This window comes from Agrococcus sp. AC640b, from assembly GCF_979255995.1.
In genome coordinates this window covers 83,294-106,801 of the sequence record NZ_CEEDMM010000020.1, presented here as the reverse complement: position 1 = coordinate 106,801, position 23,508 = coordinate 83,294, and the positions used below count along the sequence as shown (strand labels likewise).

General features: G+C 72.7%; 22 protein-coding genes. 11 read left to right on the top strand and 11 right to left on the bottom strand.

Annotated features, from left to right (window positions below):
- Positions 1-53: 53 nt before the first annotated feature.
- Positions 54-641, bottom strand: a complete 588-nt coding sequence (locus ACZ6H8_RS09150) for a hypothetical protein (protein WP_464146461.1) — start codon at positions 639-641, stop codon at positions 54-56.
- A gap of 230 nt (positions 642-871) precedes the next feature.
- Between ACZ6H8_RS09150 and ACZ6H8_RS09145 the strand changes: the two genes are divergently transcribed.
- A complete protein-coding gene (locus tag ACZ6H8_RS09145; RefSeq protein WP_464146460.1) occupies positions 872-1,591 on the top strand; it encodes a DUF3159 domain-containing protein in 720 nt (239 codons plus the stop codon).
- Between the two features lie 156 nt (positions 1,592-1,747).
- Here ACZ6H8_RS09145 and ACZ6H8_RS09140 read toward each other — a convergent pair whose 3' ends face one another.
- The gene (locus ACZ6H8_RS09140) at positions 1,748-2,362 is read right to left on the bottom strand and encodes a TetR/AcrR family transcriptional regulator (RefSeq protein ID WP_464146459.1); all 615 of its coding nucleotides are present in this window, start codon (positions 2,360-2,362) and stop codon (positions 1,748-1,750) included.
- A gap of 127 nt (positions 2,363-2,489) precedes the next feature.
- Between ACZ6H8_RS09140 and ACZ6H8_RS09135 the strand changes: the two genes are divergently transcribed.
- Together ACZ6H8_RS09135 and ACZ6H8_RS09130 are read left to right on the top strand one after the other, a co-directional pair.
- Positions 2,490-3,269 carry an alpha/beta fold hydrolase gene (locus ACZ6H8_RS09135; protein WP_464146458.1) on the top strand — a complete coding sequence of 260 codons (780 nt, stop codon included), beginning with the start codon at positions 2,490-2,492 and terminating at the stop codon, positions 3,267-3,269.
- Between the two features lie 294 nt (positions 3,270-3,563).
- Positions 3,564-4,433, top strand: coding sequence for a hypothetical protein (locus ACZ6H8_RS09130; RefSeq protein ID WP_464146457.1), 870 nt, complete (start codon positions 3,564-3,566; stop codon positions 4,431-4,433).
- A gap of 1 nt (position 4,434) precedes the next feature.
- On the opposite strand, the gene ACZ6H8_RS09125 is transcribed toward ACZ6H8_RS09130, so the two are convergent.
- Positions 4,435-5,427 carry a pirin family protein gene (locus tag ACZ6H8_RS09125; RefSeq protein WP_464146456.1) on the bottom strand — a complete coding sequence of 331 codons (993 nt, stop codon included), beginning with the start codon at positions 5,425-5,427 and terminating at the stop codon, positions 4,435-4,437.
- Between the two features lie 79 nt (positions 5,428-5,506).
- Here ACZ6H8_RS09125 and ACZ6H8_RS09120 point away from each other — a divergent pair, with 79 nt between their 5' ends.
- From ACZ6H8_RS09120 to ACZ6H8_RS09110, 3 genes are read left to right on the top strand one after another with little or no spacing between them, the layout of a single operon-like run.
- Entirely contained in the window at positions 5,507-6,145 is a 639-nt protein-coding gene (locus tag ACZ6H8_RS09120; protein ID WP_464146455.1) for an RDD family protein, read from the top strand.
- A 19-nt stretch (positions 6,146-6,164) separates the two neighbouring features.
- Positions 6,165-6,968: an RDD family protein gene (locus tag ACZ6H8_RS09115; protein WP_464146454.1), complete on the top strand. Its 804-nt coding sequence runs from the start codon at positions 6,165-6,167 to the stop codon at positions 6,966-6,968.
- Between the two features lie 6 nt (positions 6,969-6,974).
- The gene (locus ACZ6H8_RS09110) at positions 6,975-7,706 is read left to right on the top strand and encodes a TSUP family transporter (RefSeq protein WP_464146453.1); all 732 of its coding nucleotides are present in this window, start codon (positions 6,975-6,977) and stop codon (positions 7,704-7,706) included.
- A 40-nt stretch (positions 7,707-7,746) separates the two neighbouring features.
- Here ACZ6H8_RS09110 and treS read toward each other — a convergent pair whose 3' ends face one another.
- A complete protein-coding gene (gene treS / locus ACZ6H8_RS09105) occupies positions 7,747-9,471 on the bottom strand; it encodes a maltose alpha-D-glucosyltransferase (RefSeq protein ID WP_464146452.1) in 1,725 nt (574 codons plus the stop codon).
- A 204-nt stretch (positions 9,472-9,675) separates the two neighbouring features.
- Positions 9,676-10,860 (bottom strand): MFS transporter, encoded by a 1,185-nt coding sequence (locus tag ACZ6H8_RS09100; RefSeq protein ID WP_464146451.1) that lies wholly within the window; start codon positions 10,858-10,860, stop codon positions 9,676-9,678.
- A 29-nt stretch (positions 10,861-10,889) separates the two neighbouring features.
- Between ACZ6H8_RS09100 and ACZ6H8_RS09095 the strand changes: the two genes are divergently transcribed.
- Positions 10,890-11,663 carry a DeoR/GlpR family DNA-binding transcription regulator gene (locus ACZ6H8_RS09095; protein ID WP_464146450.1) on the top strand — a complete coding sequence of 258 codons (774 nt, stop codon included), beginning with the start codon at positions 10,890-10,892 and terminating at the stop codon, positions 11,661-11,663.
- 112 nt (positions 11,664-11,775) lie between these two features.
- Here the strand turns inward: ACZ6H8_RS09095 and ACZ6H8_RS09090 are convergent, their stop codons facing one another.
- Entirely contained in the window at positions 11,776-12,774 is a 999-nt protein-coding gene (locus ACZ6H8_RS09090; protein WP_464146449.1) for a LacI family DNA-binding transcriptional regulator, read from the bottom strand.
- 242 nt (positions 12,775-13,016) lie between these two features.
- On the opposite strand from ACZ6H8_RS09090, the gene ACZ6H8_RS09085 reads away from it, so the two are divergent.
- The 4 genes from ACZ6H8_RS09085 (at position 13,017) to ACZ6H8_RS09070 (ending at position 19,388) form a co-directional block, all read left to right on the top strand.
- A complete protein-coding gene (locus ACZ6H8_RS09085; protein ID WP_464146448.1) occupies positions 13,017-14,387 on the top strand; it encodes an ABC transporter substrate-binding protein in 1,371 nt (456 codons plus the stop codon).
- Positions 14,388-15,226: 839 nt separating this feature from the next.
- Positions 15,227-16,132, top strand: coding sequence for a carbohydrate ABC transporter permease (locus ACZ6H8_RS09080; RefSeq protein WP_464146652.1), 906 nt, complete (start codon positions 15,227-15,229; stop codon positions 16,130-16,132).
- Positions 16,129-17,103, top strand: a complete 975-nt coding sequence (locus tag ACZ6H8_RS09075; protein ID WP_464146447.1) for a carbohydrate ABC transporter permease — start codon at positions 16,129-16,131, stop codon at positions 17,101-17,103. Before ACZ6H8_RS09080 ends, ACZ6H8_RS09075 begins: the two co-directional genes overlap by 4 nt.
- Positions 17,104-17,264: 161 nt before the next feature.
- Positions 17,265-19,388, top strand: coding sequence for a DUF11 domain-containing protein (locus ACZ6H8_RS09070; protein ID WP_464146446.1), 2,124 nt, complete (start codon positions 17,265-17,267; stop codon positions 19,386-19,388).
- Positions 19,389-19,430: 42 nt separating this feature from the next.
- Here ACZ6H8_RS09070 and ACZ6H8_RS09065 read toward each other — a convergent pair whose 3' ends face one another.
- The 5 genes from ACZ6H8_RS09065 to ACZ6H8_RS09045 all read right to left on the bottom strand — a co-directional run bounded on the left by ACZ6H8_RS09065 (position 19,431) and on the right by ACZ6H8_RS09045 (position 23,369).
- On the bottom strand, positions 19,431-19,880 hold the full coding sequence (locus ACZ6H8_RS09065) for a YbhB/YbcL family Raf kinase inhibitor-like protein (RefSeq protein ID WP_464146445.1): 450 nt from the start codon (positions 19,878-19,880) through the stop codon (positions 19,431-19,433).
- 84 nt (positions 19,881-19,964) lie between these two features.
- Complete coding sequence (locus ACZ6H8_RS09060) at positions 19,965-21,260, bottom strand: SLC13 family permease (RefSeq protein WP_464146444.1); 1,296 nt, start codon at positions 21,258-21,260, stop codon at positions 19,965-19,967.
- A 62-nt stretch (positions 21,261-21,322) separates the two neighbouring features.
- Entirely contained in the window at positions 21,323-22,723 is a 1,401-nt protein-coding gene (locus ACZ6H8_RS09055) for an MFS transporter (protein ID WP_464146651.1), read from the bottom strand.
- Positions 22,724-22,801: 78 nt separating this feature from the next.
- The gene (locus ACZ6H8_RS09050; RefSeq protein ID WP_464146443.1) at positions 22,802-23,254 is read right to left on the bottom strand and encodes a phage holin family protein; all 453 of its coding nucleotides are present in this window, start codon (positions 23,252-23,254) and stop codon (positions 22,802-22,804) included.
- Entirely contained in the window at positions 23,247-23,369 is a 123-nt protein-coding gene (locus ACZ6H8_RS09045; RefSeq protein WP_464146442.1) for a hypothetical protein, read from the bottom strand. Before ACZ6H8_RS09045 ends, ACZ6H8_RS09050 begins: the two co-directional genes overlap by 8 nt.
- Positions 23,370-23,508: the final 139 nt, after the last annotated feature.

Genomic DNA, 23,508 nt, shown 5'->3' with positions numbered 1-23,508 from the left:
AGCCGCCGACCGCCGACCAGCGGGTCGCATGACGACGGGCGCGCGTCGCGCCATCATTCGTCGATCCCGGGGATGTGCTTGAAGCGCCAGCCGCGCTCGATCGACGCGACGACGCCCGCCACCGTGATGGCGACGTTCCACTCGGCCGGCAGCCGGATGGGCGAGACGAACGACCAGCCGAGCCACTGCTCGACGACCTCGACGTGCGTGACGACCTGCAGCAGCTGCGGCAGCTCGAGGATGGCGGCACCGATGACGATCGTGAAGGAGATCGCCGCGATGACGCCGCTCGCGGTCGGGTAGCGCTCTGCGAACCGCGCGCGTCCGTGCTCGGCGGTGCCGCGCTCGGGCGTCATGCGACGCTTCCCGGCGGCCGTGACGAGCTGCGCCCTGCGCACCTGGCCCGAGACGATCTTCGCCTCGATGCGGCCGTCCGGCACGTCGAAGCGCGCAGGGCTCGTCGCCTTCGCCACCTGCACGCCATCCCGGTACAGCTCGATGCGCTCCTCGCCGTCCGCCGAGTCCTGCTCGACGACCCACCGCGAACCCGCGTGGTCGATGCCGAGCTGCGTGCGCCAGAGGAACTGCACGTGCCGCATCGGCCGCAGCGCCCTGCCGTCTCCTGCCTTCGTGCGTCCCATGGCTGCGACGCTACGGACGCGCCGACAGGACCGCGTCATCCCTTCGACGCACCCGGCGCGTGCGGCCTCCGCCGGACGACGGAGGGCTCGACTGGTCACGATCGCACTCCTGACTGGTCGCAGTTGCACCGAGACTGCGACCAGTCGGGTGCAACAGCGACCAGTCACCTGCCTGTCGGGTGCAACAGCGACCAGTCAGGCACCACAGAGAGCGAGGTTAGGCTTGCCTCATGGCGCAGCGACCCGCAGACGACGCGGCGCCCCCCACCGTGCAGCAGGAGTCGCTCGCCGACCTGCTCGGCGGCCGCCGCGCCGCGATCGAGGCGAGCGTGCCGCCCGCGGCGTTCCTCGTCGGCTGGATCGCGGGTGGCGCGCTGCCGGGCTCGATGGCGCTGTGGCTCGGATGCGGCGCGGCGATCGCCGCGTCCGTCGCGATCGCGGTCGTCGGGCTCGCGCAGGGGCGCAGGCCGCGCGCGGTCGTCGTCGGCCTGCTCGCCGTCGTCGTGGCCGCGCTCATCGCGGCGTACACGGGCGAGGCGCGCGACTTCTTCCTCATCCGCCTGCTCACGAACGGCGCGAGCGCGCTCGCGTGGGCGGCGTCGATCGTCGTGCGGTGGCCGCTGCTCGGCCTCATCGTGGGTGCCGGCGTCGGCACCCGCACCCGGTGGCGGCGCGACCCGGTGCTGCTGCGCGCCTATCGGCGCGCGTCGTGGATCTGGGTGCTGCAGTACGTCGTGCGCCTCGCGGTCTTCGTGCCGCTGTGGGTGCTCGACCTGCCGGCAGCGCTCGCCTTCTTCCAGGCGGCCCTGACGTATCCGCTCGTCGCCGCGTGCCTCGTGGTGTCGGGCGTCGTGCTCTTCCGCTCGATCCCGAGCTGGCATCCCGGCATCCGTCACCCTCGCGTGCCCGACGCGTCGCCCGACGGATCGGTGGGTCAGGGCGCCTCCTGACGCCTCTTGTCAGGCGGGCCCGACAGGACTACTCTCGCTCCCAAGCCAAGCGGTGCGGACCGACCAGGAGCCTTCACTCACCTCGCGATAGCGAGCTCCGAGCGCCAGTCCGCACCGCTTCTTCGTGCCCGAGACGACGCGGGGATGCGCCGCCGCTCACGCCCGGTAGGCGGCGACGAACGTCGCCACGGCCGACCGCACGAGCCTCGCCCGCTCGGCGGCTCGCGGCAGGGCGGCGTCGCCGCGCAGCATCGCGGCGTTCACCGGCTCGCCCATGACGAGCCAGTTGAGCTGCGTCGCCGCCACCTCGACGTCGTCGATGCGCAGGTCGCCGCGGTCGACGAGGATCGCCAGCAGCGTGCCGATGCGCTCGATGCCGACCCGCGGCCCGTGGTGCCACAGCGCCTCGGCGAGCGACGGGAAGCGCACGACCTCGCCGATCACGAGCCTGCGGACGGCGAGCACGCGCGGCTGCAGCACGGCATCGAGCTGCCTCGCGAGGTGCTGCTCGAGCACGGCGGTCGCATCGACGCCGTCCGGCACCTCCGGTGGCGCGACGAGGTCGCTCGTGCCCGTCGTGATCGCGGTGACGAGGTCGACGAAGAGCGTCTCCTTCGAGCCGAAGTGCGCGTAGAGGGTCTGCTTGGCGACGCCTGCGCGCTCTGCGATGTCGGCCATGGTGACGGCGTCGAAGCCGACCTCGAGGAACCGGGCCTCGGCTGCGGCGAGGATGCGCTCGCGCTTCGCGATCGAGCTCGGACGCAGATCCATCGTTGGCCTCCCTTGCACAGATCATACCCATCGGTCTAGATTCGAACTCATAAGACCAGCCAGTCCAGATTCTGGCCGGACGCAGCGCCCGATCGAACGACCGAGGGAGCGGACGATGTCCGAGCACGTGACCACCACCAGGGGCGACGTCGTCGCCTTCGACCACCGCGGCCCCGACGACGCACCCGCAGTCGTCTTCATCGCCGGCGCCGGTCCGCACCGCGCCACCGACCCCGTCACGACCGAGACCGCCAGGCTGCTCGCGGATGCCGGCATCCAGTCCACGGTGCACGACCGCCTGGGGCGGGGCGAGAGCGTCGTCGACGGCCCCATCGACCTGGGCCGCGAGCTCGACGCCGTCCGCGCGCTCGTCGACCGCGTCGGCGGCCGCGCCGTGCTGGTCGGCCACTCGTCGGGCTGCTCGATCGCGCTCGCCGCCGCAGCCCGCGGCATCCCCGCCAGCGCGCTGGCGCTGCACGAGGCGCCGCTGACCGAGACGCCCGAGTCGACCGCCGACTGGTGGGGTCGCTGCGCCGCCCTCATCGGCGAGGGCGAGCTCGAGCGGGCCCTCGAGACGTACATGGAGGACATGCCGCCCGAGTGGCTCGACGGTGCCAGGCGCGCGCCCGACTTCCCGGCGATGGTGGCCGAGGTCGTCTCCTACGGCCCCGACGGGGAGTCGCTCGTGTGGGCCACCTCGGCACCGCTCGACGATCTGCTGGCCGACGTGCGCGTGCCCGTCGTCGCGACCGTGGGCACCGAGACCTTCCCGGGCATGACCGAGGCCGCGGATGCGATCGCCGCCGCGACCGGCGGCCGCTCCATCGCCGTCGAAGGCGCGTGGCACTCGTGGGAGCCCGCCGCCATGGCCGACGTGATCGCCGACCTCGCACGCGCGAACGCCTGAGGCCCGAAGGGGCTGCGCGGGCGTCGGAGGAAGCCCGGATCTTGATCGACGGTCGCGTCGCGGTTGGCTGGCCCCCGCGAAGCGGAGCACGACGCGACCGTCGATCGTGTGCGAGAGAGCACGCTTCGACGCTAACCGGACGCCGGGGCATCGACCGACGCAGGAGAGGTCGGATCTGCCCCGACCTTGCGCAGGTGGCAAGAATCTGGATTCCTGCATCTTCGGTGGCGACCGTCGGCACGATCCTCCGCTCGGACGACGCCGTCACCAGGCGCCGCTCGGTAGCGTCGCAGCATGCGATCGACGCTCCAGGACGCGCGGGTGCGCACGGCGCTGCCCTGGCTCGCGATGGCGCTCGCCGCCGCGGGCATGACGCCCGCCGCCGTCCCCACCACCGGCGAATGGTGGCGCACGCTGCCGCTCGCGGCACTGCTCGTCGCCGGGATGCTCGCCGGCGTCGGCACGATCGTGCTCGCCGTCGTGCGCGACCGCACCCTCGCCGCCCGCGGCGCCTGGCTCGCGCTCGGCACGCTCGTCGCGCTGCCGATCGCGGCCGCCGTGTCGATGTTCGCGATCCTCCTCGGGCCCCTCGTGCTCGTCGTGCCGTTCGGCGTGCTCGCCCTCGCCGCCGTCGCGCTGGCGCTCCGCGGCGGCGCCGACGGACCCGCAGCCGTCGTGCCGGTCGTCGCCGGCGTCGTCACCGGGCTCGCCGCCGTCGGCGTCGGACTCCTCGACGGGCTCGTGTGGCTGCCGCTCGCGCTCGCCCCCGGCTTCGAGCTCGACGCGATCTACGCGGAGCTCGCGCGCCGTGGCGAGACGCACGGCATCCCGATGCTCGTGACGTGGGCTGCCGCCTCGGCTCTCGCCGTGCTCGTCGCGGGCCTCGCTGCGCTGCGACGCCGCGCGGCGCCCGGACGGGCTGCGGCGATGGCCATGGCACCCGCCGTCGCGGCGCTGCTGCTGCTGCCGTGGTGGGAGTTCTCGATGGGCATGAGCCTGTCGGACGCCCTGCCTCCCGGCGGTGGCGGCGGCATGTCCGACGCGATGCCGTGGGTGGGCGCCCTCGCCGCCGTGCTCGCGGGCGTCGCGACCCGGCTCGCGCTGCCTGCCGCGGCTGCGACGACGGCGTCGCATGCCCGCGCCACCCAGCCTGCGTCGGCCTAGGTCAGCGCCGCCTGGCCCGCCCGCGCGGCAGCAGCTCGACGTCGGGCAGCCGCGGCGACGGCAGCGTGCCCTCCCCGCCCGGCACCGTGCCGAAGCGCTCGCCGTGCTCGTCGCGCTCGCGCATCCACGTCTCCCGCGCCGCCGCGACGTCGTCGTGCGACGTGCCGACGAAGTTCCAGAACATCACGATCTCCTCGGCGAACGGCTCGCCGCCCAGCAGGATCGCGATCGCCTCGGCACCCGCATCCGCCTCGATGCGCACGAGGTCGTCGCCCGGGGCGAGCACCACCATGCCGCCGACCGGCACCGGCACCCCGCCGACGACGAGCCCGCCGGTGAGGGCGAGCACGCCGTGCTCGAACGACGGATCCGCAGGCACCTCGGCGACGCCGCCAGCAGGCAGCCGCACCTCGGCGCCGACGATGGGCGTGTGCACGGGCACCTCGGCGTGCAGCACGCCCAGCGACCCTGCGAACACCTGCACCGTCGCATCCCCCACCGCGAGCGTCGGCACGGCGTCGAGGCCCGCGAAGTGCGGTGCGATGCCGCGCTGCGCCCGCGGCAGCGCCACCCACAGCTGCACGCCGTGCAGCGAGGTCGTCTCGGGCGTCGAGTGCTCGGAGTGGGCGATGCCGCGGCCCGCCGTCATCACGTTGACCCCACCGGGCGCGACGGTGTGGACCGAGCCGAGCGAGTCGCGATGCTCGACGCTGCCTGCGACGAGCCACGACACCGTCTGCAGCCCCGTATGCGGATGCGGCGGCACGTCCATGCCGCCGTGGGTCGTCACGTCCTCCGGGCCGAACGCGTCGGCGAAGCACCACGCGCCCACCATGTGCCGGTGCTTGTTCGGCAGCACCCGCAGCACGGGCATCGCCCGCGGGCCGCCGAGCGGCACCTCGCGCGGCAGCAGCAGCTCGACCCCCGCGGAGGCCGCCTCGTCGATGCACGAACGCTCCGCCTCGACCACCGGTGCGGCCTCGTCGTTGCTCATGCGTCGAGGCTACGCCGCACCGCCGCCCGTGCAGGCCAGGGGGTTCGCACGCGCCGCGCGCTTCGGTACCGTGCCCGCCATGAGCGACCACTGGATCCCCGGACACGACGGCGTGCCACGCGAGGCGCCGACCCCGCTCGAGATGATGACGCCATCGCAGCGCGACCGCGTCGTGACACCCGACGGCGTGCCGCTCGCCGGCTGGTGGCGCAGGCTCGTGGCGTACTGGGTCGACGGCATCCTCGTGGCCCTCGCCGTGCAGGCCGTGCTGCTGCCGTTGCAGCTGCTGCCGCCCGTGCGATGGTTCGGCGCGATGCCCGACGACGTCGTGCGCGAGGCATGGGAGCAGCCCTTCTCGGGCCCCTGGTGGTACGCGGTCGCGATGGTCGGCGCGACGCTCCTCGTCGGCGCCGCCTACTCGATCCTCATGCTCACGCGAGTCGGATGGACGCTCGGCAAGCGCCTCCTCGGCCTCCGCGTGCGACACCGCGACCACGAGCGCCTGCCGACGGCCGCCGAGGCGACGGCGCGCTGGGCGGTGCAGCTCGCACCTGTCGCCATCGGGCCGCTGCCGTGGGCGGGCGGCGCCGCGAGCCTGTGGACGACGATCGACGGGCTCCGGCCGCTGTGGCACGACCGCAGGCAGGCGTTCCACGACTCCGCCGCCGGCACGAGCGTCGTGCTGGCAGAGCCGGCTCGGCGCACGGACCACAGGTGACCGCCGTACGATCGAGGGCATGAGCGAGCAGTCCCGGGAGCCCGGCTGGTACCAGGATCCGTTCGGCACGGGCCCCGAGGACCGGCGCTACTGGGACGGCGAGACGTGGCTCGCCGTGCAGCAGACGGCGCCCGCGCACCTCGAGGCGCCCGGCGCGCCCGTGCAGCAGCAGCCCGAGGCCTTCCAAGGGCAGCCCTACGGCGGCCAGCCGTACGACGCGCAGCCGGAGCAGCCACCCGGATGGGGCGCAGGCCGCTGGCAGCAGCCCGCGTCGCCGGACGACCGCATCCGCACGCCCGACGGCGTCGAGCTCGCCACGTTCGGCCGCCGCCTCGTCGCCTACCTGCTCGACGGGATCGTGCTGGGCATCGTGACGCTGCTGCTCGGTGCGGTCCTCGGGGTCTGGAACGAGATCGGCGCCCTCGTCGAGCGCGCGGCGGGCGCGTCGGACGCGGAGGTGCTGAACGCGTTCGAGGCGTTCGTCGCCGCGAACTCGGGCATGCTGCTGGCGTTCTCGCTGCTGCAGCTCGCCGCGAGCGGCATCTACCACGTGGGTCTCGTCGCGACGCGGGGCCGCACGATCGGCAAGCGCCTCGTCGGCATCCGCGTGCGGCTGCGCGAGCGCGAGGGCCTGCCCATCTGGCGGGCTGCCACGCTGCGCTGGCTCATGCACTTCGCGCTGCCGAACCTCGTCTCGGGCGTGCCGGGCCTGTCGTTCCTCGCAGGCATCTTCCCGATCGTCGACGGCCTGTGGCCCATCTGGGACGCGCGTCGCCAGGCGATCCACGACAAGGTCGCGAAGACCGCCGTCGTGCGCGGCTGACCCGGCGTGGTCGTCGCGGCCGCCATCGGCGGCATCGTCCTGCTGGGCTCGACGACCCAGCGGGTCGCGGGCATCGGCTTCGGCCTCGTGGCAGCACCCATGCTCATGCTGCTGCTCGGCCCGCTGCAGGGCGTCGTGGTCGCGAACGTCTTCGGCCTCGCCACGGCGCTCGTCGCCTACCTCGGCGTCGTGCGGCAGGTGGACTACCGACGCATCCTGCCGCTCGCGCTCGCCGCAGCCGTCGCCATCGTGCCGGGCGCGCTCCTCGCGCGCGCGCTCTCGGGCCCGGTGCTGTCGATCGTCGCGGGCGTGCTCGTGCTGCTCGCCCTGTCGATCAGCGTCGCCGCGCGCCGCATCCGCGGGCTCGACCGGTGGCCCGGCCTCATCGGCGCGGGCGCGCTCGGCGGCGTCATGAACGTGCTCGCCGGCGTCGGCGGGCCCGCGATCACGGCATACGCGATCGCCGCGCGGTGGGAGCACAAGGCCTTCGTCACGAGCATGCAGGCCTACCTCGTGATCGTCTGCACCGTGTCGCTCCTCATGCGCGGCGAATGGCCGGCGCTCTCGCCCATCGAGTGGATCGTCGCCTTCGCGGCGCTCGCGGTCGGCGCGGTCGTCGGCAGCGCGGCCGCGAAGCGCATCGACCCTCGCGCGGGCCGCATCGCGTGCATCGCCGTCGCGTCGCTCGGGGGCGTCGCCGTGATCGTGACGGGGCTCGTGCAGATCGCGAGCGCCTGACCGCGCCAGGTCGCACGCGCGGCGTCGAGGTCGAGCGCGACTACCGGTTCGGCGCCACGTGCAGCCAGTAGAACGACTGCGTGCCGAACGTGAGCGAGAAGCGACCGTCCTCGGCGATCGTCGGGAACTGGCCGCCACCGAACAGGTCGTGCAGCGCCGAGCCCGCGAAGTCGGGCGCGTCGATCGTGACGTGCACCGGGTTGTGGCTGAACGAGAACACGCACAGGACGTCCTCGCGCTTCGGCCCGTGGTAGGTGCCGTCGCCCTCGTACGAGCGCACGAACGCGAGCACGCCCTCGTTGTCGGTGTCGAGCACCTTGATCGTGCCCAGGCCGAACACGGGATGCTGCCTGCGCGTGTGCAGCACCGAGCGCATCCAGTTGAGCAGGCTCGACGCCTGCGCCATCTGCGCCTCCACGTTCACCGACGTGTAGTGGTAGACGAGCGACTGCACCGGCGGCAGGAACAGCTTGCCGGGGTCGGCGGTCGAGAAGCCGGCGTTGCGGTCCGGCGTCCACTGCATCGGCGTGCGCGACGCGTCGCGGTCGTCGAGCCAGATGTTGTCGCCCATGCCGATCTCGTCGCCGTAGTACAGGAACGGCGACCCCGGCAGCGACAGCAGCAGCGCGTTCGCGAGCTCGAGCTCGGCGCGCGAGTTGTCGAGGAGCGACGCGAGCCTGCGACGGATGCCGACGTTCGAGCGCATCCGCGGGTCGTAGGCGTACCAGCCGTACATCGCCTGCCGGTACTCCTCGCTCACCATCTCGAGCGTCAGCTCGTCGTGGTTGCGCAGGAACACGCCCCATGCGGCGCCCGGCGGCACCTCCACCTGCTCCGACAGCACCCGCTGCAGCTCCGACGCGTTCTGCGCGCGCAGGCTGTAGAAGATGCGCGGCATCGTCGGGAAGTCGAACGCCATGTGGCACTCGGGCTCCTCGGCGGTGCCGAAGTACTCCGCCGTCTCCGCCGGCCACTGGTTCGCCTCCGCGATGAGCACGCGCCCCGGGTACTCGTCGTCGACCATGCGCCGCAGGTCGCGCACGAACTGATGCGTCGCGGGCTCCGACTCGCCGTTGCCCTCCTCCGACTCGTACAGGTACGGGATGGCGTCGAGGCGGATGCCGTCGACGCCGATGTCGAGCCAGAAGCGCAGGATGTCGTGCACGGCCTCGTGCACCGCGGGGTTCTCGAAGTTCAGGTCTGGCTGGTGCGAGAAGAACCGGTGCCAGTAGAACTGCCTGCGCGCGCTGTCGAACGCCCAGTTCGACGTCTCCGTGTCGACGAAGATGATGCGCACGTTCGGGTAGCCCTCGTCGGTGTCGCGCCACACGTAGAAGTCGCCGTACGGCCCCTCGGGGTCCTCCCTGGATGCGAGGAACCAGGGGTGCTGGTCGGAGGTGTGGTTGATCGGCAGGTCGATCATGATGCGCATGTTGCGGGCGTGCGCCTCCGACACGAAGTGCCGGAAGTCGTCGATCGTGCCGTACTCGGGCAGCACCGCCTGATAGTCGGAGACGTCGTAGCCGCCGTCCTTCAGCGGGGACTGGAAGAACGGCGGCACCCAGATGCCGTCGATGCCGAGCCACTGCAGGTAGTCGAGCTTCGACGTCAGCCCCTGGAAGTCGCCGAAGCCGTCGCCGTTCGAGTCGACGAACGAGCGCACCATCACCTCGTAGAAGACGCTCTTGCGGTGCCAGTCGCGGTCGAGCTGCAGACCGGGCACGTGGCTGGCGCCGATGATCGGGATGGGGGACGTGAACGACATTGCGATCCTTCCGGGCCTCACGGCGGACGACGCCCAAGCCAAGCATGGATGCGGCTGCTCGGACAGCGCAGCCGGGTGGGCTTGCGCTCGGCGACCCGCACCCGCGCGAGGTGACGCTGAGCGGGCGAGCACGTGCACCCTGCAGGTGGCACCCCGCTCAGCGTCATCTCGTGCGGCGCCGCGACGCCGTCTCCTCGGGGTGCGTCAGTCGGCGGGCGCGGTCGCGCGCTGCGCACCCGGCTCGAGGCGGCCGGCGAGCACCGCCGCGACGACGCCCGCCACGACGAGCACCGCGAGCCCCGCGCGCAGGTCGACCGCATCGGACAGGCCGCCGATGAGCGGGCTCGTGCCGAGGAAGCCCAGCCGCATGAGCCAGCTCACCACCGTCACCCCCGCGCCCTCGCTGAGCCCCGGGATCGACCCCGCGGCCGAGAACGCGCTCGGCACGAGCGTCGCGCAGCCGTAGCCGGCGAGCACGAGGCCGACGACGAGCAGCACCGGCTCCGATGCGGCGACGATCGCGATGCCACCGAGCGCCACGAGGCAGCCCCCGATGCGCGCGACCGTGCCGCGGCCGAGTCGATGGATGAGGAGGTCGCCCGTGAAGCGGCCCACGCACTGGCTCGCGATCACGACGGTGAACGCGATGCCCGCGACCGACGCGTCGAGGCCTGCCAGGCGCACGGCCGACAGCGCGGCCCAGTTGTTCGCGACGTCCTCCACCACCGTGCCCGCGATGGCGATGACGACGATCGGCAGCGCGACGATCGCCGCAGCCCGCCACCTCGCGAGCCCGCGCACGCCGGGTGCGTCGTCGGCAGGCGCCTCCTGCACGGGCCCGACGAGCCAGCCGGCGACCGCCACGAGCACGACGCATGCGACCCCCGTGACCGCGAGGTGGATGCGCAGGTCGCCTCCCGTCGCGGCGACAGCCGTCGCGATGGCCCCGGAGCCTGCGGCGCCCAGGCTCCACAGCGCGTGCATCGAGCCGAGGATCGGCCTGCCTGCGCGCTGCTGCACGCGCAGCCCCGCGACGTTCTGCGCGACGTCGACGACCGCATCCGAGAGGCCGACGGCGAGGATGCACGCCGCGAGCATGACGCCCGTCGACGACCAGCCGGCCGTGGCGACCCCGATCGCGAGCACGCCGGTGCCGACGACGGCGACGCGCACGGCGCCGAAGCGGCGGATGAGCGGCGCCGGCAGCGCCGACGACAGGATCGCGCCGAGCGCGAAGCACGCCACGACGAGCCCGAACTGCAGGCCTCCGAGCCCGAGGCGGTCGGCGAGCTGCGGGTACCAGGGCAGCAGCGCCGCGAAGATCGCCCCGTTCGTGGCGAACATGAGGCCGGATCCGGCGATGGCACGCAGCGAGGAGCGGATGGGCACTCGTGCACGCTATGGGCCAGACTGATCAGGTGCAACGATCGGAACGGCAGCGTTCGATCATCCGTGCCATCGAGTCGGGCCGCCGGACGGTCGACGAGCTGCGCGCCCTCACCGGGGCCTCGGCGATCACCGTGCGTCGCGACCTCGCCGAGCTCGCCGACGTCGGCGCGCTGGTGCGCGTGCGCGGTGGGGCCGAGCCTGTCGCGCATCGCGGCTCGGGGTTCCCGTTCGCGCTGCGCTCGGGCGAGCACGGCGACGACAAGGCCGCGCTCGCAGCCGCCGTCGCCGCGCTCGTGCCCGACGACGCGTCGGTGCTCATCGACAACGGCACGACCGCCGTCGCCGTCGCCCGCGCGCTCGCCGGCCGCCGCATCCGCGCCCTCGCGCTGTCCCTGCACGCCGCGGCGGCACTGGGTGCGCGTCCTGGCGCCGAGGTGCGCGTGCCAGGCGGCACGATCGTGCACGACGACCTGTCGTTCGCGGGCGTCGGGGCGTTGCAGGCCGTGCGGGAGACGCGGTTCGACGTGGCGATCCTCGGCGCGTGCGCCGCGTCGCCGGAGTCGGGCCTCACGGTCGCGGGCTGGGACGACGCGCAGGTCAAGCGCGAGGCCATCCACGCGTCGCGGCTGGTCGTGCTCGTCGTGACGCCCGACAAGCTCGCGCGCACCTCGGCGCATCGGTTCGCGTCCTTCGACGACGTCGACGTCGTCGTCACGACCGCCGCCGCATCCGCCGACGTCGTGCACGCCATCCGCGCCGCGGGCGTCGAGGTGGTGCTGGTCGCCCCCTCCCCCGGTCCCTGACGTCCCGGACTGGTCACCGTTGCACTCCGACTGGTCACGGTTGCACCGCGACCAGGGCGATTCGGGTGCAACGGTGACCAGTCGAGGTGCAACGGCGACCAGTCGGGGCGGATCAGCCGGGCGCCGTCGAGCCCCGCACGACGAGCTGCGGCTCGATGAGGGTGTGCGAGGTGTCGCCCGATGGCGACGCGAGGTCGCCCACCACCCAGTCGACGATGCGCTCGCCATGCTCGCGCGGATCCTGCCGCACCGTCGTCAGATCGAAGGACGCCGCGTACGAGTGGTCATCGACGCCCACGACCGACAGGTCCAGCGGCACCCGCAGCCCGAGGGAGCGGGCGGCGAGCAGGATGCCCATCGCGATCTCGTCGGTCGCCGCGAACACGGCGCGGGGCCGGGTCGAGTCCCGCAGCATCGCGATCCCGTGCTCGTGCGCCGCCGCGACCGTCGGGTCGTGCAGCCGCGTCGGCTCGGGATCGAGGCCCGCAGCGCGCATCGCGCGCTGATACCCGCGCTCGCGCAGCCGCTCCGCCGCGAACAGCGACTCGTCGAGCACCGTCGACCCCCCGACGTGCACGATGCGCCGGTGCCCGAGCGAGAGCAGATGCTCGGTCGCGAGCGTGCCGACGCGCTCGTCGTCGAGGCACCACGAGCGCACGCCCGCCGCACCGTCGCCGAGCGCGACCGCGGGGATGCCGATGGATGCGAGCCGCGACACCTCGCGGTGCGTGAGCGAGAACGTCGTCGAGATGAGCGCGTCGATGTGGTGCCGCTGCAGGAACCGCTCGAAGACGCGCTCGCGCATCTGCGCACCCCGACCGAGGTCGTACAGCACGACGTCGCGGTCGTGCGCGAGCGCCGCCTCCGCGATGCCGCGCAGCAGCGTCGAGACGTACCAGGTGTCGATGGCGGGAGCGAGCACGCCGATCGCGTTCGTGCGGCCCGTCGCGAGCGACACCGCGGCGGGCGAGGCGCGGAAGTCGAGCGCCGCCGCAGCCTGCAGCACCCGCTGACGCGTGGCATCCGCGACGGATCCGCGGCCCGAGAGGGCACGCGACGCCGTGGCCTTCGAGACGCCCGCGAGCCTCGCGACGTCGTCGATCACGGCCATGGCGCTCCCTCGCGCATCCGGATGCGCACCGCCGGATCGGCGATGCAACCGGTTCCAATCACTATCACGGTTCGGTGACGAAGCGATACCGAAGCGCCAGGATCGTTGCGGCGTCCAGGGTCGGACCGTACAGTGACCAATGCTGTGGAACCGGTTCCGGTTCTGGCGAGGGCGCCGCAGCAGACGCCCACGCCTGTCTCCGGGTCGCCGCAGCACTTGCACCCATGGAGACAGGAGTTCCGATGAAGCGCTCCCAGCGCCGCCTGCTGATGCCGATCGGCATCGCAGGCATCACTGCGCTCGCACTCACCGGCTGCGTCGGCGACGAGCCGACCGGCGGAGGCTCCGGCGGCGACGCCGGCGGCGGCAGCGGTGACTGCAGCGACTACGAGGCATACGGCACGTTCGACGGGGCCGAGGTGACCGTGTACGGCACGATCCTCGAGACCGAGCAGGAGCAGCTCGAGGAGTCCTGGGTGGACTTCGAGGACTGCACCGGCATCGACGTCGTCTACGAGGGCTCGGGCGAGTTCGAGGCCCAGATCAACGTGCGTGTGCAGGGTGGTAGCCCGCCCGACCTCGCGATCTTCCCGCAGCCCGGCCTGCTCGCCTCGATCGCATCGCAGCAGGGCGTCGGCTCGCCGCTGCTCCCCGCACCCGACGCCGTGGCCGAGAACGCGCAGGAGTTCTGGAACCAGGACTGGCAGGACTACGGCACCGTCGACGGCACCTTCTACGCAGCGCCGCTCATGGCGAGCGTCAAGGGCTTCGTCTGGTACTCGCCCAGCATGTTCGAGGAGAACGGCTGGGAGATCCCGACCACGCTCGACGAGCTCGACGAGCTGACCGCCCAGGTCGCCGAGTCCGGCACGACGACGCCCTGGTGCGTCGGCTTCGGCTCCGGCGAGGCCACGGGCTGGCCGGGCACGGACTGGCTCGAGGACTACGTCCTGCGCCTGCACGGCCCCGAGGTCTACGACCAGTGGGTCAACCACGAGATCCCGTTCGACGACCCGCAGATCGTCGAGGCGCTCGACCGCGTCGGCGACATCATCAAGAACCCCGAGTACGTCAACGGCGGCTTCGGCGACGTCTCGACCATCTCGTCGACCGACTTCGGCGAGGCGGGCCTGCCCATCCTCGACGGCGAGTGCGCCATGCACCACCAGGCCTCGTTCTACTCGGCCCAGTGGCCAGAGGGCACCGAGGTCGCGGAGGACGGCGACGTCTGGGCGTTCCTGACCCCCGGTGACGGTGCGGACTCGAACGTCGTCACCGGTGGCGGCGAGTTCGTGGGCGCCTTCAACGACTCCGACGAGGTCGTCGCTCTGCAGACGTTCCTGTCGACCGACACCTGGGCGAACATCCGCGTGTCGATCGGCGGCGTCACGAGCGCCAACACCGGCCTCGACCCGGCGAACGCGCAGAGCCCGCTGCTGCAGCAGGCCGTGGACATCCTGCAGGACCCGGACACCACGTTCCGCTTCGACGGCTCGGACATCATGCCCGGCTCCGTCGGCACCGGCAGCCTGTGGACCGGGATGGTCGACTGGGTCAGCGGCACCGACTCGCAGACCATGCTGGCCACCGTCGAGCAGAGCTGGCCGTCCTGATCGCATCGACGCCGGGGATGGGGCGACCCATCCCCGGCGTCACGCGCATCTGACGCCGGTCATACGAAGGGACGTCCATGTCGACGCTCGACCTCATCGGCAAGATCCTGCAGGTCGTCGCAGGGCTCGCCGGCTTCGCCGCCCTCATCGGCCTGCTCCTGGTGTCGCTCGACACCCGGCAGGCCGAGCGACGCAGCATGCTCATTCGCACGCTCGTGCTCGCCGTCATCGGCTGCCTCGTGCTCGTGGCACCGATGCTGATCCCGAGCCTCGTCTCGAGCGCGCGCATCCCCGTGCTGCTCGGCGGGGCGATCCTGGCCATCGCAGCGGTGCTCTTCGTCGCCGACGTCGTGCCGTCGGAGCGCACGGGCGCGGCGATCCGCTCGGGCGGACCGGTGCTCGTCCTCGCGGTCGCGGCATTCGCGCTGCCCGCATACGTCTCCAGCGGCCTCGGCACCTGGCTGTCCGCGCAGGTCGCAGCGACGTTCGGTGCGCTGCTGCTCGTGCTCGCGATCGTGCTCGGCGCCGCGCAGCTGCTCGGCGGCCGCGTCAGGCGCGCGCTCACCGGCGGCGTGCCGCTCGTGCTCGTCGGCGTCGCGATGCTGCTGTTCCCGACCCTGTACGGCGACGACGTCGCCCGCTGGCTCACCCCCGGCGCCGCGACCGTCATCGGCGCCGCCACGATCGCCGTCGGCGTCGTCTCGGCGCTCGCCGAGCTCGCCGCACCCGGCCGCATCGCGCGGCACGTGCGACTGCTGGCGATGCTCGCGCTCGCCGCGCTGCTCGTCGCGCTGTCGCTCGTCGTCCCCGAGCTCGGCGCCTGGCCGTACGCGGCGGCGATGCTCTCCGCCGTCGTCGGGCTGCTGCTCTACCTGGCCTCGGCCGACGACGAGTCGCGCCCCATGGTCGTCTTCCTCGTGCCGGCGGCTGCCCTGCTCGCCGTCGGCCTGCTCTACCCGGCCGTGCGCACGACGATGCTCGCGTTCACCGACAACACGGGCGCCTTCAACGGGCTCGAGAACTTCGTGTGGATGTTCACGCAGCGCAACGCGCTCATCACCCTCGGCAACACGGTCGCCTGGGTCATCCTCGTGCCGCTGCTGTCGACCATCGTCGGTCTCGCCTACGCCGTGTTCATCGACAAGAGCCTCGGCGAGAAGATCTACAAGATGCTCGTCTTCCTGCCGATGGCGATCTCGTTCGTCGGCGCAGGCATCATCTGGCGCTTCATGTACGCCTACCGCGGCGGCGACCGCGAGCAGTTCGGCCTCATCAACCAGCTCATCGTGTCGTTCGGCGGCGAGCCGCAGCAGCTGCTGCAGACCGCGCCGGGCAACACCCTCGCGCTCATCATCGTGATGATCTGGATCCAGACCGGCTTCGCCATGACGGTGCTGTCGGCAGCGATCAAGGGCATCGCGATCGAGCAGCTCGAGGCCGCGGAGCTCGACGGCGCGAGCCCGTGGCAGCGCTTCTGGAACGTCACGGTGCCCGGCATCCGCTCGTCGCTCGTGGTCGTCGTCACGACGATCTCGATCGCGACGCTCAAGGTGTTCGACATCGTGCGCACGATGACGGCGGGCAACTTCGACACGTCCGTCGTCGCGAACGAGATGTACACGCAGGCGTTCCGCGCTGGCGAGCCAGGACGCGGAGCGGCGCTCGCGCTCATCCTGTTCGTGCTCGTGCTGCCGATCGTCATCTACAACGTGCGCGTGCTGCGCCGGCAGAGGGAGATCCGATGACCACGGCCGCCACCACCCCGGACCCCGACATCAAGGACCCGGACGACTTCCTCGGCACGGGCGGCCGCGCCGCCCGGGTGAAGCGGCGTCTGACGTCGCCGATCGCGACGATCATCGCGCTCGTCATCGCCGTGCTGTGGACCATCCCCACGTTCGGGCTCTTCGTGTCGTCGTTCCGCCCGGCCGAGCTCATCTCGACCACCGGCTGGTGGACGATCTTCGAGAACCCCGGGTTCACGTTCGACAACTACGCGGAGGTGCTGTTCTCGGGCTCGAGCCAGTCGCCGCAGCTGGGCGAGTACTTCGTGAACTCCCTCGCGATCGCGATCCCGGGCACGCTCATCCCGCTCGTGCTCGCGGCGCTCGCGGCGTACGCGTTCGCGTGGATCAAGTTCAAGGGCTCGTCGACGCTGTTCGTCGTCATCTTCGCGCTGCAGATCGTGCCGCTGCAGATGGCGCTCATCCCGCTGCTGCAGCTGTTCGTGACGTTCGTGCAGCCGGGGATGGAGTGGGTGTCGGACGTCTTCCCCGTCATCCCCGACAGGCAGTTCGTGTCGGTGTGGATCGCGCACTCGATCTTCGCGCTGCCGCTGGCGATCTTCCTGCTGCACAACTTCATCTCGGAGATCCCGGGCGAGGTCATCGAGGCCGCGCGCGTCGACGGGGCCGGCCACGGGCAGATCTTCCTGCGCATCGTGCTGCCGCTGGCGATGCCCGCCATCGCATCGTTCGGCATCTTCCAGTTCCTGTGGGTGTGGAACGACCTGCTCGTCGCGCTCGTGTTCTCGACGGGGCAGCCGGACACGGCACCGCTCACGCAACGCCTGGCAGAGCTCGCCGGCGCGCGCGGCGAGGCGTGGGAGCGACTCACGGCGGGTGCGTTCATCTCGCTCGTCGTGCCGCTGCTGGTGTTCTTCGGGCTGCAGCGCTTCTTCGTGCGCGGTCTGCTCGCAGGGTCTGCGAAGGGCTAGCACCGCACGTCGCAGGAGGGGGTCGCCGGCTGGCGGCCCCCTCCTCTGCGTGGTGCGTGCGCCGGCGACCTGTGGAGAGCGCGTCCATCCACACCCGCCCGATCGAGCCTCCTGGGCGACGTCGCCGCTGCATACCGTCGCGGCGGCACCAAGGAGGCCCCATGCGACAGCGACGACCAGGCACCATCCATCACGATCCCGACGCATCCGCGGCGCGGCGACGGCGGGCCGCGCCGCTCGCCACGATGCTGGGCATCGGCATGCTCGCGGTCGGGGGCGCATCGGCCTGGGGGGTCGACGAGCCCCACCTCGTGCCGGGCCCTGCCACGACGACGCTGCCTGGCACGCTGCTCGAGGGCGGCTACACCGACGCGGGCTCGACGACCCTGCTGGCCTACGCCGCCGCAGGCGACGAGGTCGTGGCGCATCTGGCGACCACCGCCAGGACGCCTGCGGGTGCACGCGTCGTCGTGACGGATCCGACGGGCGTCGTCGTGCACGACGACGCGGCGCCCGCCGCCATCGCCGGCACGCATCTGGGCGGCACGTGGACGAGCGCGACCGACGGCGTGTGGTCGATCGCGGTGCGGGACGCCTCGCCGGGGTCGGGCGGCGAGGCGTCGCTCGCCTGGGACGTCGGCGTCGTCCGCGACGGCGCCTCGATCCCGGGGCGGGTGTGGACGGAGTCGCTCGCCATCCACACGCCCGAGACCACGACGATCGAGGTCGTGGCCTCCGCCCCCGACGGCGCCGACTACCGCGTGACGCTCGCCGGCTACGACGGCGTCGACTCGACGCTGCGCATGAACGACGTCGGCAACGCCGTCGCCGGCACGTGCGAGCCCGCCGGCCGCTCGGTGCCCATGTCGCATTCGCCGGAGGGAGGCGGCATCGGCGCAGGCTTCTGGCAGCCATCGGCCATCGACTGCCCCGGCCTGTCGGCGTACCGGCTGTTCCTCGATGCGCCTGCCGACGACCTGCCCGCCTCGACGACGGCGTGGGCAGACGGGCGCGTCGACGACACGTGGCTGTCGGCCGACTACGCCTCGCCCACGATCGGCGCGCTCGCGTTCGCCCGCTCCGGCGCCGACGCGAACGCCGGCACGCTGACCGGCGAGCTCGGCGGCCAGCCGGGCGTCGTGCGCATCGAGGTCGACGCAGACGGCGACGGCGCGTTCGACGGCGGCGCCGACGTCGCCGACGAGGTGGCGGTGCTCGAGCCCGGCGCGTTCTCGTGGGCGTGGGACGGTGCGGATGCGACAGGCGCCGCCGTGCCCGTCACGACGACGGGGGTGACGTTCCGCGCATCCATGGCGCAGGTGTCGCCGCTGCACTTCCTGCGCATCGACGCAGAGACGAGCACGGGCGGCATCGAGGTCGAGGCGCTCACGGGTCCGAACCCGGGGCCTGCGACGCTGCACTGGGACGACACGGCGCTCGATGCCACGAGCGCTGCGCGATGGTCGCGCACGCCGCAGCTCGTCGGCAGCGACCCGTCGACGACGTCGGCCGGTGGCGTGCACGGATGGGAGGCGGGCGGCGAGCATCCCAACCAGAACGACGGCATCGGTGGATCGTGGGGCGACCTCCGGTCGATCGACGACTGGGCGTCCATCGAGGACTCGGCCGAGGCGACGGTGCAGCTGGCACCGCTCGCCGACCTGCGCATCGACAAGCGCGTCGACGACGAGATCCTGCTCGCAGACGACGGCAGCTCGGCATCGGTGCGGTGGACGATCGAGGTCGCGAACCTCGGCCCGGCCGCCGCGTCCGACGTCGTCGTGGCCGACGTCTACCCGGCCGAACTCGACGTCGCGTCGATCGCGGTCGATGCGGCGCCGACGCGCGGCGCGTTCGAGCCTGCGACGGGCGTGTGGAGCGTCGGCGACCTCGAGCCGGGCGCACGGGCTGCGCTGACGCTGCGCGGCACGGTCGCGACCACGCCGAGCACGGCCGCGACCGTCGTGAACGTCGCGACGGTCACGAGCACCGAGATGCCCTCCGTGCCGGGTGCGTGCCAGCCCAACGACGGCCTCGAGGCCGACGCCGACCGATGCGACGTCGTCGACACGCCGCTCACGCCCATCGCGCCGCCGAGCGCGACGCCCACGCCCACGCCTGCTCCGACGCCTGCGTCGGCCCCTCCCGGCGACCGGATGACCGAGCCGCTGCCGCGCACGGGCGCATCGCCCGATCCCGTCGTCGCCATTGTCGCGACCGGCGTGCTCGCCGCGGGCGTGGCCGCGCTGCTGGTGGCGCGTCGTCGGGCTCGACGCCGCAGCTGATGCTCGAGGCGGCCCGGGCGAGCGCCCGGGCCGCCACCGTGCTCAGCGGGCGTAGGTGCCGACGACGCGGTTCTGCTCGAGGATCGCGTCGGCGTGACGATCGAGGAACGCCTCGCGCGTCGGCTCGCCGACGATGGGGGCCGACAGCGCGTAGACCCACGCGTAGTACCGGTGCGTGCCGTGCCCGGCAGGCGGCTGCGGCCCGTACCAGCCGGGCTCCCCCGCGCTCGTCGGCGCCGCTCGGCCCACCGATGCATCGAGCGGGCCGTCCTGGGCGGGCAGCCCGTAGACCACCCAGTGGGTGAAGCCGCGCGCCATCGGGGCGTCCGGGTCGTGCACGACGAGCGCCAGCTCGACGGCGTCGGCGGGCACGCCGGACACGACGAACCGAGGTGCCTCGTTGCCGCCGTCCTTGCTGAGCCGGTCGGGCATCGCGGCATCCGGCTCGTAGTCCTCGCTCGTGATGGTCAGGTCGGCGACGTGCGGTCCCATGGTCGTCCTCTCGAGAGTGGTCGTGCGGTCCCATCCATGCTCGCGCGACGACGATCGGCGCGCACCCGCTTGCGCTCTCGAGCGTCAGAGACCCAGCGCGGTCGGCACCGCGACCATGAGCCAGCCCACCGCGGGCCCGACGGCGACCATGAGCCCTGCGTAGACGAGCATCTGCCGGTACAGGCGTTCGCGCACGGCACCCTCGGTGCTCGCCAGCAGCATGGCGCCGTTCGTCGAGAACGGGGAGATGTCGACGATCGTCGCCGCGAAGGCGAGCCCGGCGATGAAGCCGCCGAGCGCGACCTCGCCCTGCTGCAGGAACGGCAGCGACAGCGCGAGGACGACGCCGATGATGCCGAGCGACGACGCGAGGGCCGAGACGACGCCCGCGAGCAGGAAGAGCAGCGCCGTCGCAGCCAGCGGCACGCCGATCGCCGCGATGCCGTCGCCGACCCAGTCGACGGTGCCCGCCGCCTCGAGCACGGCGATGTAGGTGAGCACGCCCGTGATGAGCACGAGCACCGACCAGCTGACCTTCGACAGCGCGACCGGGGCGTGCGCGGGTCGCACGATGCCGATCACGGCGCCGATCGTCAGCGAGAGGATGCCGATGTCGAGCTGCAGCACGACGACGCCGAGCACCATGACCACGAGGCCGACGAGCGTGAGCGTCTGGATGCCGTCTGGGCGGATGCGGACGTCGGTGGCCGTCGCGATCGCGCCGGAGCCGACCGATCCCGCAGCATCCGTCTCGGCGTCGCTCCCGTCGACGTCGACGATGCCCGGCCGCCTGCGCAGCACGAGGAAGACGACGAGCGCGAACGCCGTGTTCGCGAGGAACGGGGCGAGGAACAGCGTGAGCGGCTGCGACTCGAACCCGTTCGACCAGAGGAAGTCGGCGATGAAGACGCCGTACACGCTCACGGGCGAGAAGGCTCCTGCGAGGGCGCCGTGCACGACCATGACGCCCGTCATGAGCAGGTTGAGGCGCGCACGCCTGGCGAACGCCATCGCGAGCGGCGCGATGATCGCGACCGCGAAGAGCGCGCCGATCGCGATGAGCACCGCCGTGAGCGCGAAGAACAGCCACGGTGCGAGCTGCGTGCGACCACCCAGCAGTCGCATCGACGCGTGCACGACGACCTCGATCGCTCCGTTGTGCTGCGCGAAGCCGAACAGGAACGTGAGCCCCAGCAGCGTGACGAACAGGTCGATCGGGAAGCCGGCGAGGTACTCGTCGACCGTCATGCCGAGCACGAGCCCGCCGACGCCGGCTGCAGCGATGAAGCCGAGCACGCCCATGTTGACGCCGCGCACCGTCGCGACGACGAACATGACCACGAGCACCGCGATCGACACGATCTCGGGAAGCAGGTCCATCCGTCGAACCTACCGACCCGTGCGAGCACGGCGGCCTCGCCGCGAGGATCGGTCGCGGAGCGCTACGGCGTCGGCGTGCGCGCGTCGTACGCGAGGAAGGTGCCCTGCATCCTCGTGACGAGCACGACGAGCGCGACGATGAGCAGGCCGCCGAGCAGCGGCGGGAACCACAGCGCCACGAGCGACGCCGTGAGGCCCGCGTACAGGTCGCCGAGGCGCGGACCGCCTGCGACGACGACCGTGAAGACGCCCTGCAGGCGTCCGCGCATCTCGTCGGGCGCCGCCTGCAGCAGCATCGTGGAGCGGAAGATCGCGCTGATCTCGTCGCTCGCGCCCATGCCCGCCATCGCGACGCACGCGAGCGCGAGCGCCGGCCACGCCACGCCGTCCAGCTGGTCGGTGACGGGGACGCCTGCGAGCGTCGTCGCGAGCAGCACGACGCCCAGCAGCGCCGCGGCCGTGCCGTAGAGCATGATCGCCCGCTGCACGGCGAGGCCGTGCCTGTGGATGTGCGCGACGGGTCCGGAGAGGACGCTCGCGACCAGGGTGCCGACGGCGCCCGCGGCCGTGAGCACCCCCACGGTGATGGGGCCTCCGCCGATCACGAGCGCGCCGACGGCGGGGAACAGCACGTTCGCGCGCCCGAAGAGCATGGCGATGATGTCGACGACGAACGACATGCGCAGGTTCGGCGCGTGCCGCAGGAACCGCATCCCGTCGCGCAGCGACTGCAGGCCGGGCTTCGCGACCTGCCCGATCGGCGGCATCGCGGGCAGGCCGAGGATGCCGACGAAGGCGACGGAGAACAGCACGGCGTCGACCGCGAACGTGAACGGCAGCCCGACCGTCGCGGCGAGCACGCCCGCGAGCGCCGGGCCGATCGTCACCATGCTGCCGATGGCGATGCCGTTGAGCGCCGCCGCCCGCGAGAGGAGATGCGCGGGCACGATGCGGGGCGTGATGGCGCTGCGCGTCGCACCCGAGACGGTCGCGGCGACCGCGTTGACGGTGGCGAGCACGTAGAACGGCCACACCTCGACGCGCTGCCCCTCGCCGAGCGCCCATGCGTCGTACGCCGACATCGCGACGATGCCCAGCACCGACGCCCAGCCGACCGTGGCCGACACGAGCAGCACGCGCTTGCGATCGAAGGCGTCGGCGAGCATGCCGCCCCACAGGCCCGCGACGATCATGGGGATGAGGCCGATGGGGCCCACGAGCGAGACGGCGAGCGTCGACTGGGTGATGTCGTAGATCTGCAGGCCGACGGCGACGACCGTCACCATCGAGCCGATGCCCGAGATCGCGTTCGCGATCCAGAGGCGCGCGAACGCCGGGGAGGCGCGCAGCGGCTCGAGGTCGACGAATCGCTTGCGACGCGGCGCCGGCTCGGGCGGCGGTGCCGCGGCGTCCGGCCCCGCGACGATCGGCACGCGCCCGGTGGTGGGGTCGCCGGGCTCCATGGTCACCGGACGAGCCTAGGCGCACCTCGCCTGCGGCCGACGCCGCTGCCGGCGCCGACGGGGACGCCGGTGTCGTGCCTACGCGTCGCGACCGAGCGTGCGGCGCACGCGTCGGCGCGTGTCGCCGATCGCATCGGCGGGCACGGGCGGCGCGCCCGCGCGCAGCCGACGTGCTCCGAGCGCCGCGACGACGGCGGCTGCGACGGCGAACGGGCCGACGATGCTCGCGATCGCCGCCCACCACGGCAGCACGACGGCCAGCGCGATGGTCGTCGTCACGGCGAGCGTCGTGAGCGCGACGAGCGCGAGCGCGGCACCGACGCCGAGCAGCACGAGACCCGTGCGGGCGTCCCGCGTCCTCGTCGCGACCTCCTCGCGAGCGTCGCCGATGCCCTCCCGCACGGCCGACGCGAGCTCGCGCGGCACGCGGCGCACGACGTCGAGGGGCGAGCGGCGACGGCGCTGCCTCGCGCCCTCCGAGACCGGGCCCTGCGCGTCCACGCCCTCGGCGGCGACGGTGCGCTCAGCCACGACGGCCTCCACGGGGGCCGCGGCGACCGTCGGTCGCGTCGCCGCCACGACCGCGTCGGCCGAGCACGCGCTTGACGACGAAGGTGACGACGAGCGTGAGGATGCGAGGGAGCATGGGGTCCTTCCTGGACCGGGGTGGATGCGGATGCGGCGAGGCGTCGCCGCGCACGATGGAGACGTCACGACCGGGGCGTTCGTCACGGAGGCGTCCGAAGGATGCCGGACGCGCGGCGGCCCCGCACCCGAGACCGGAT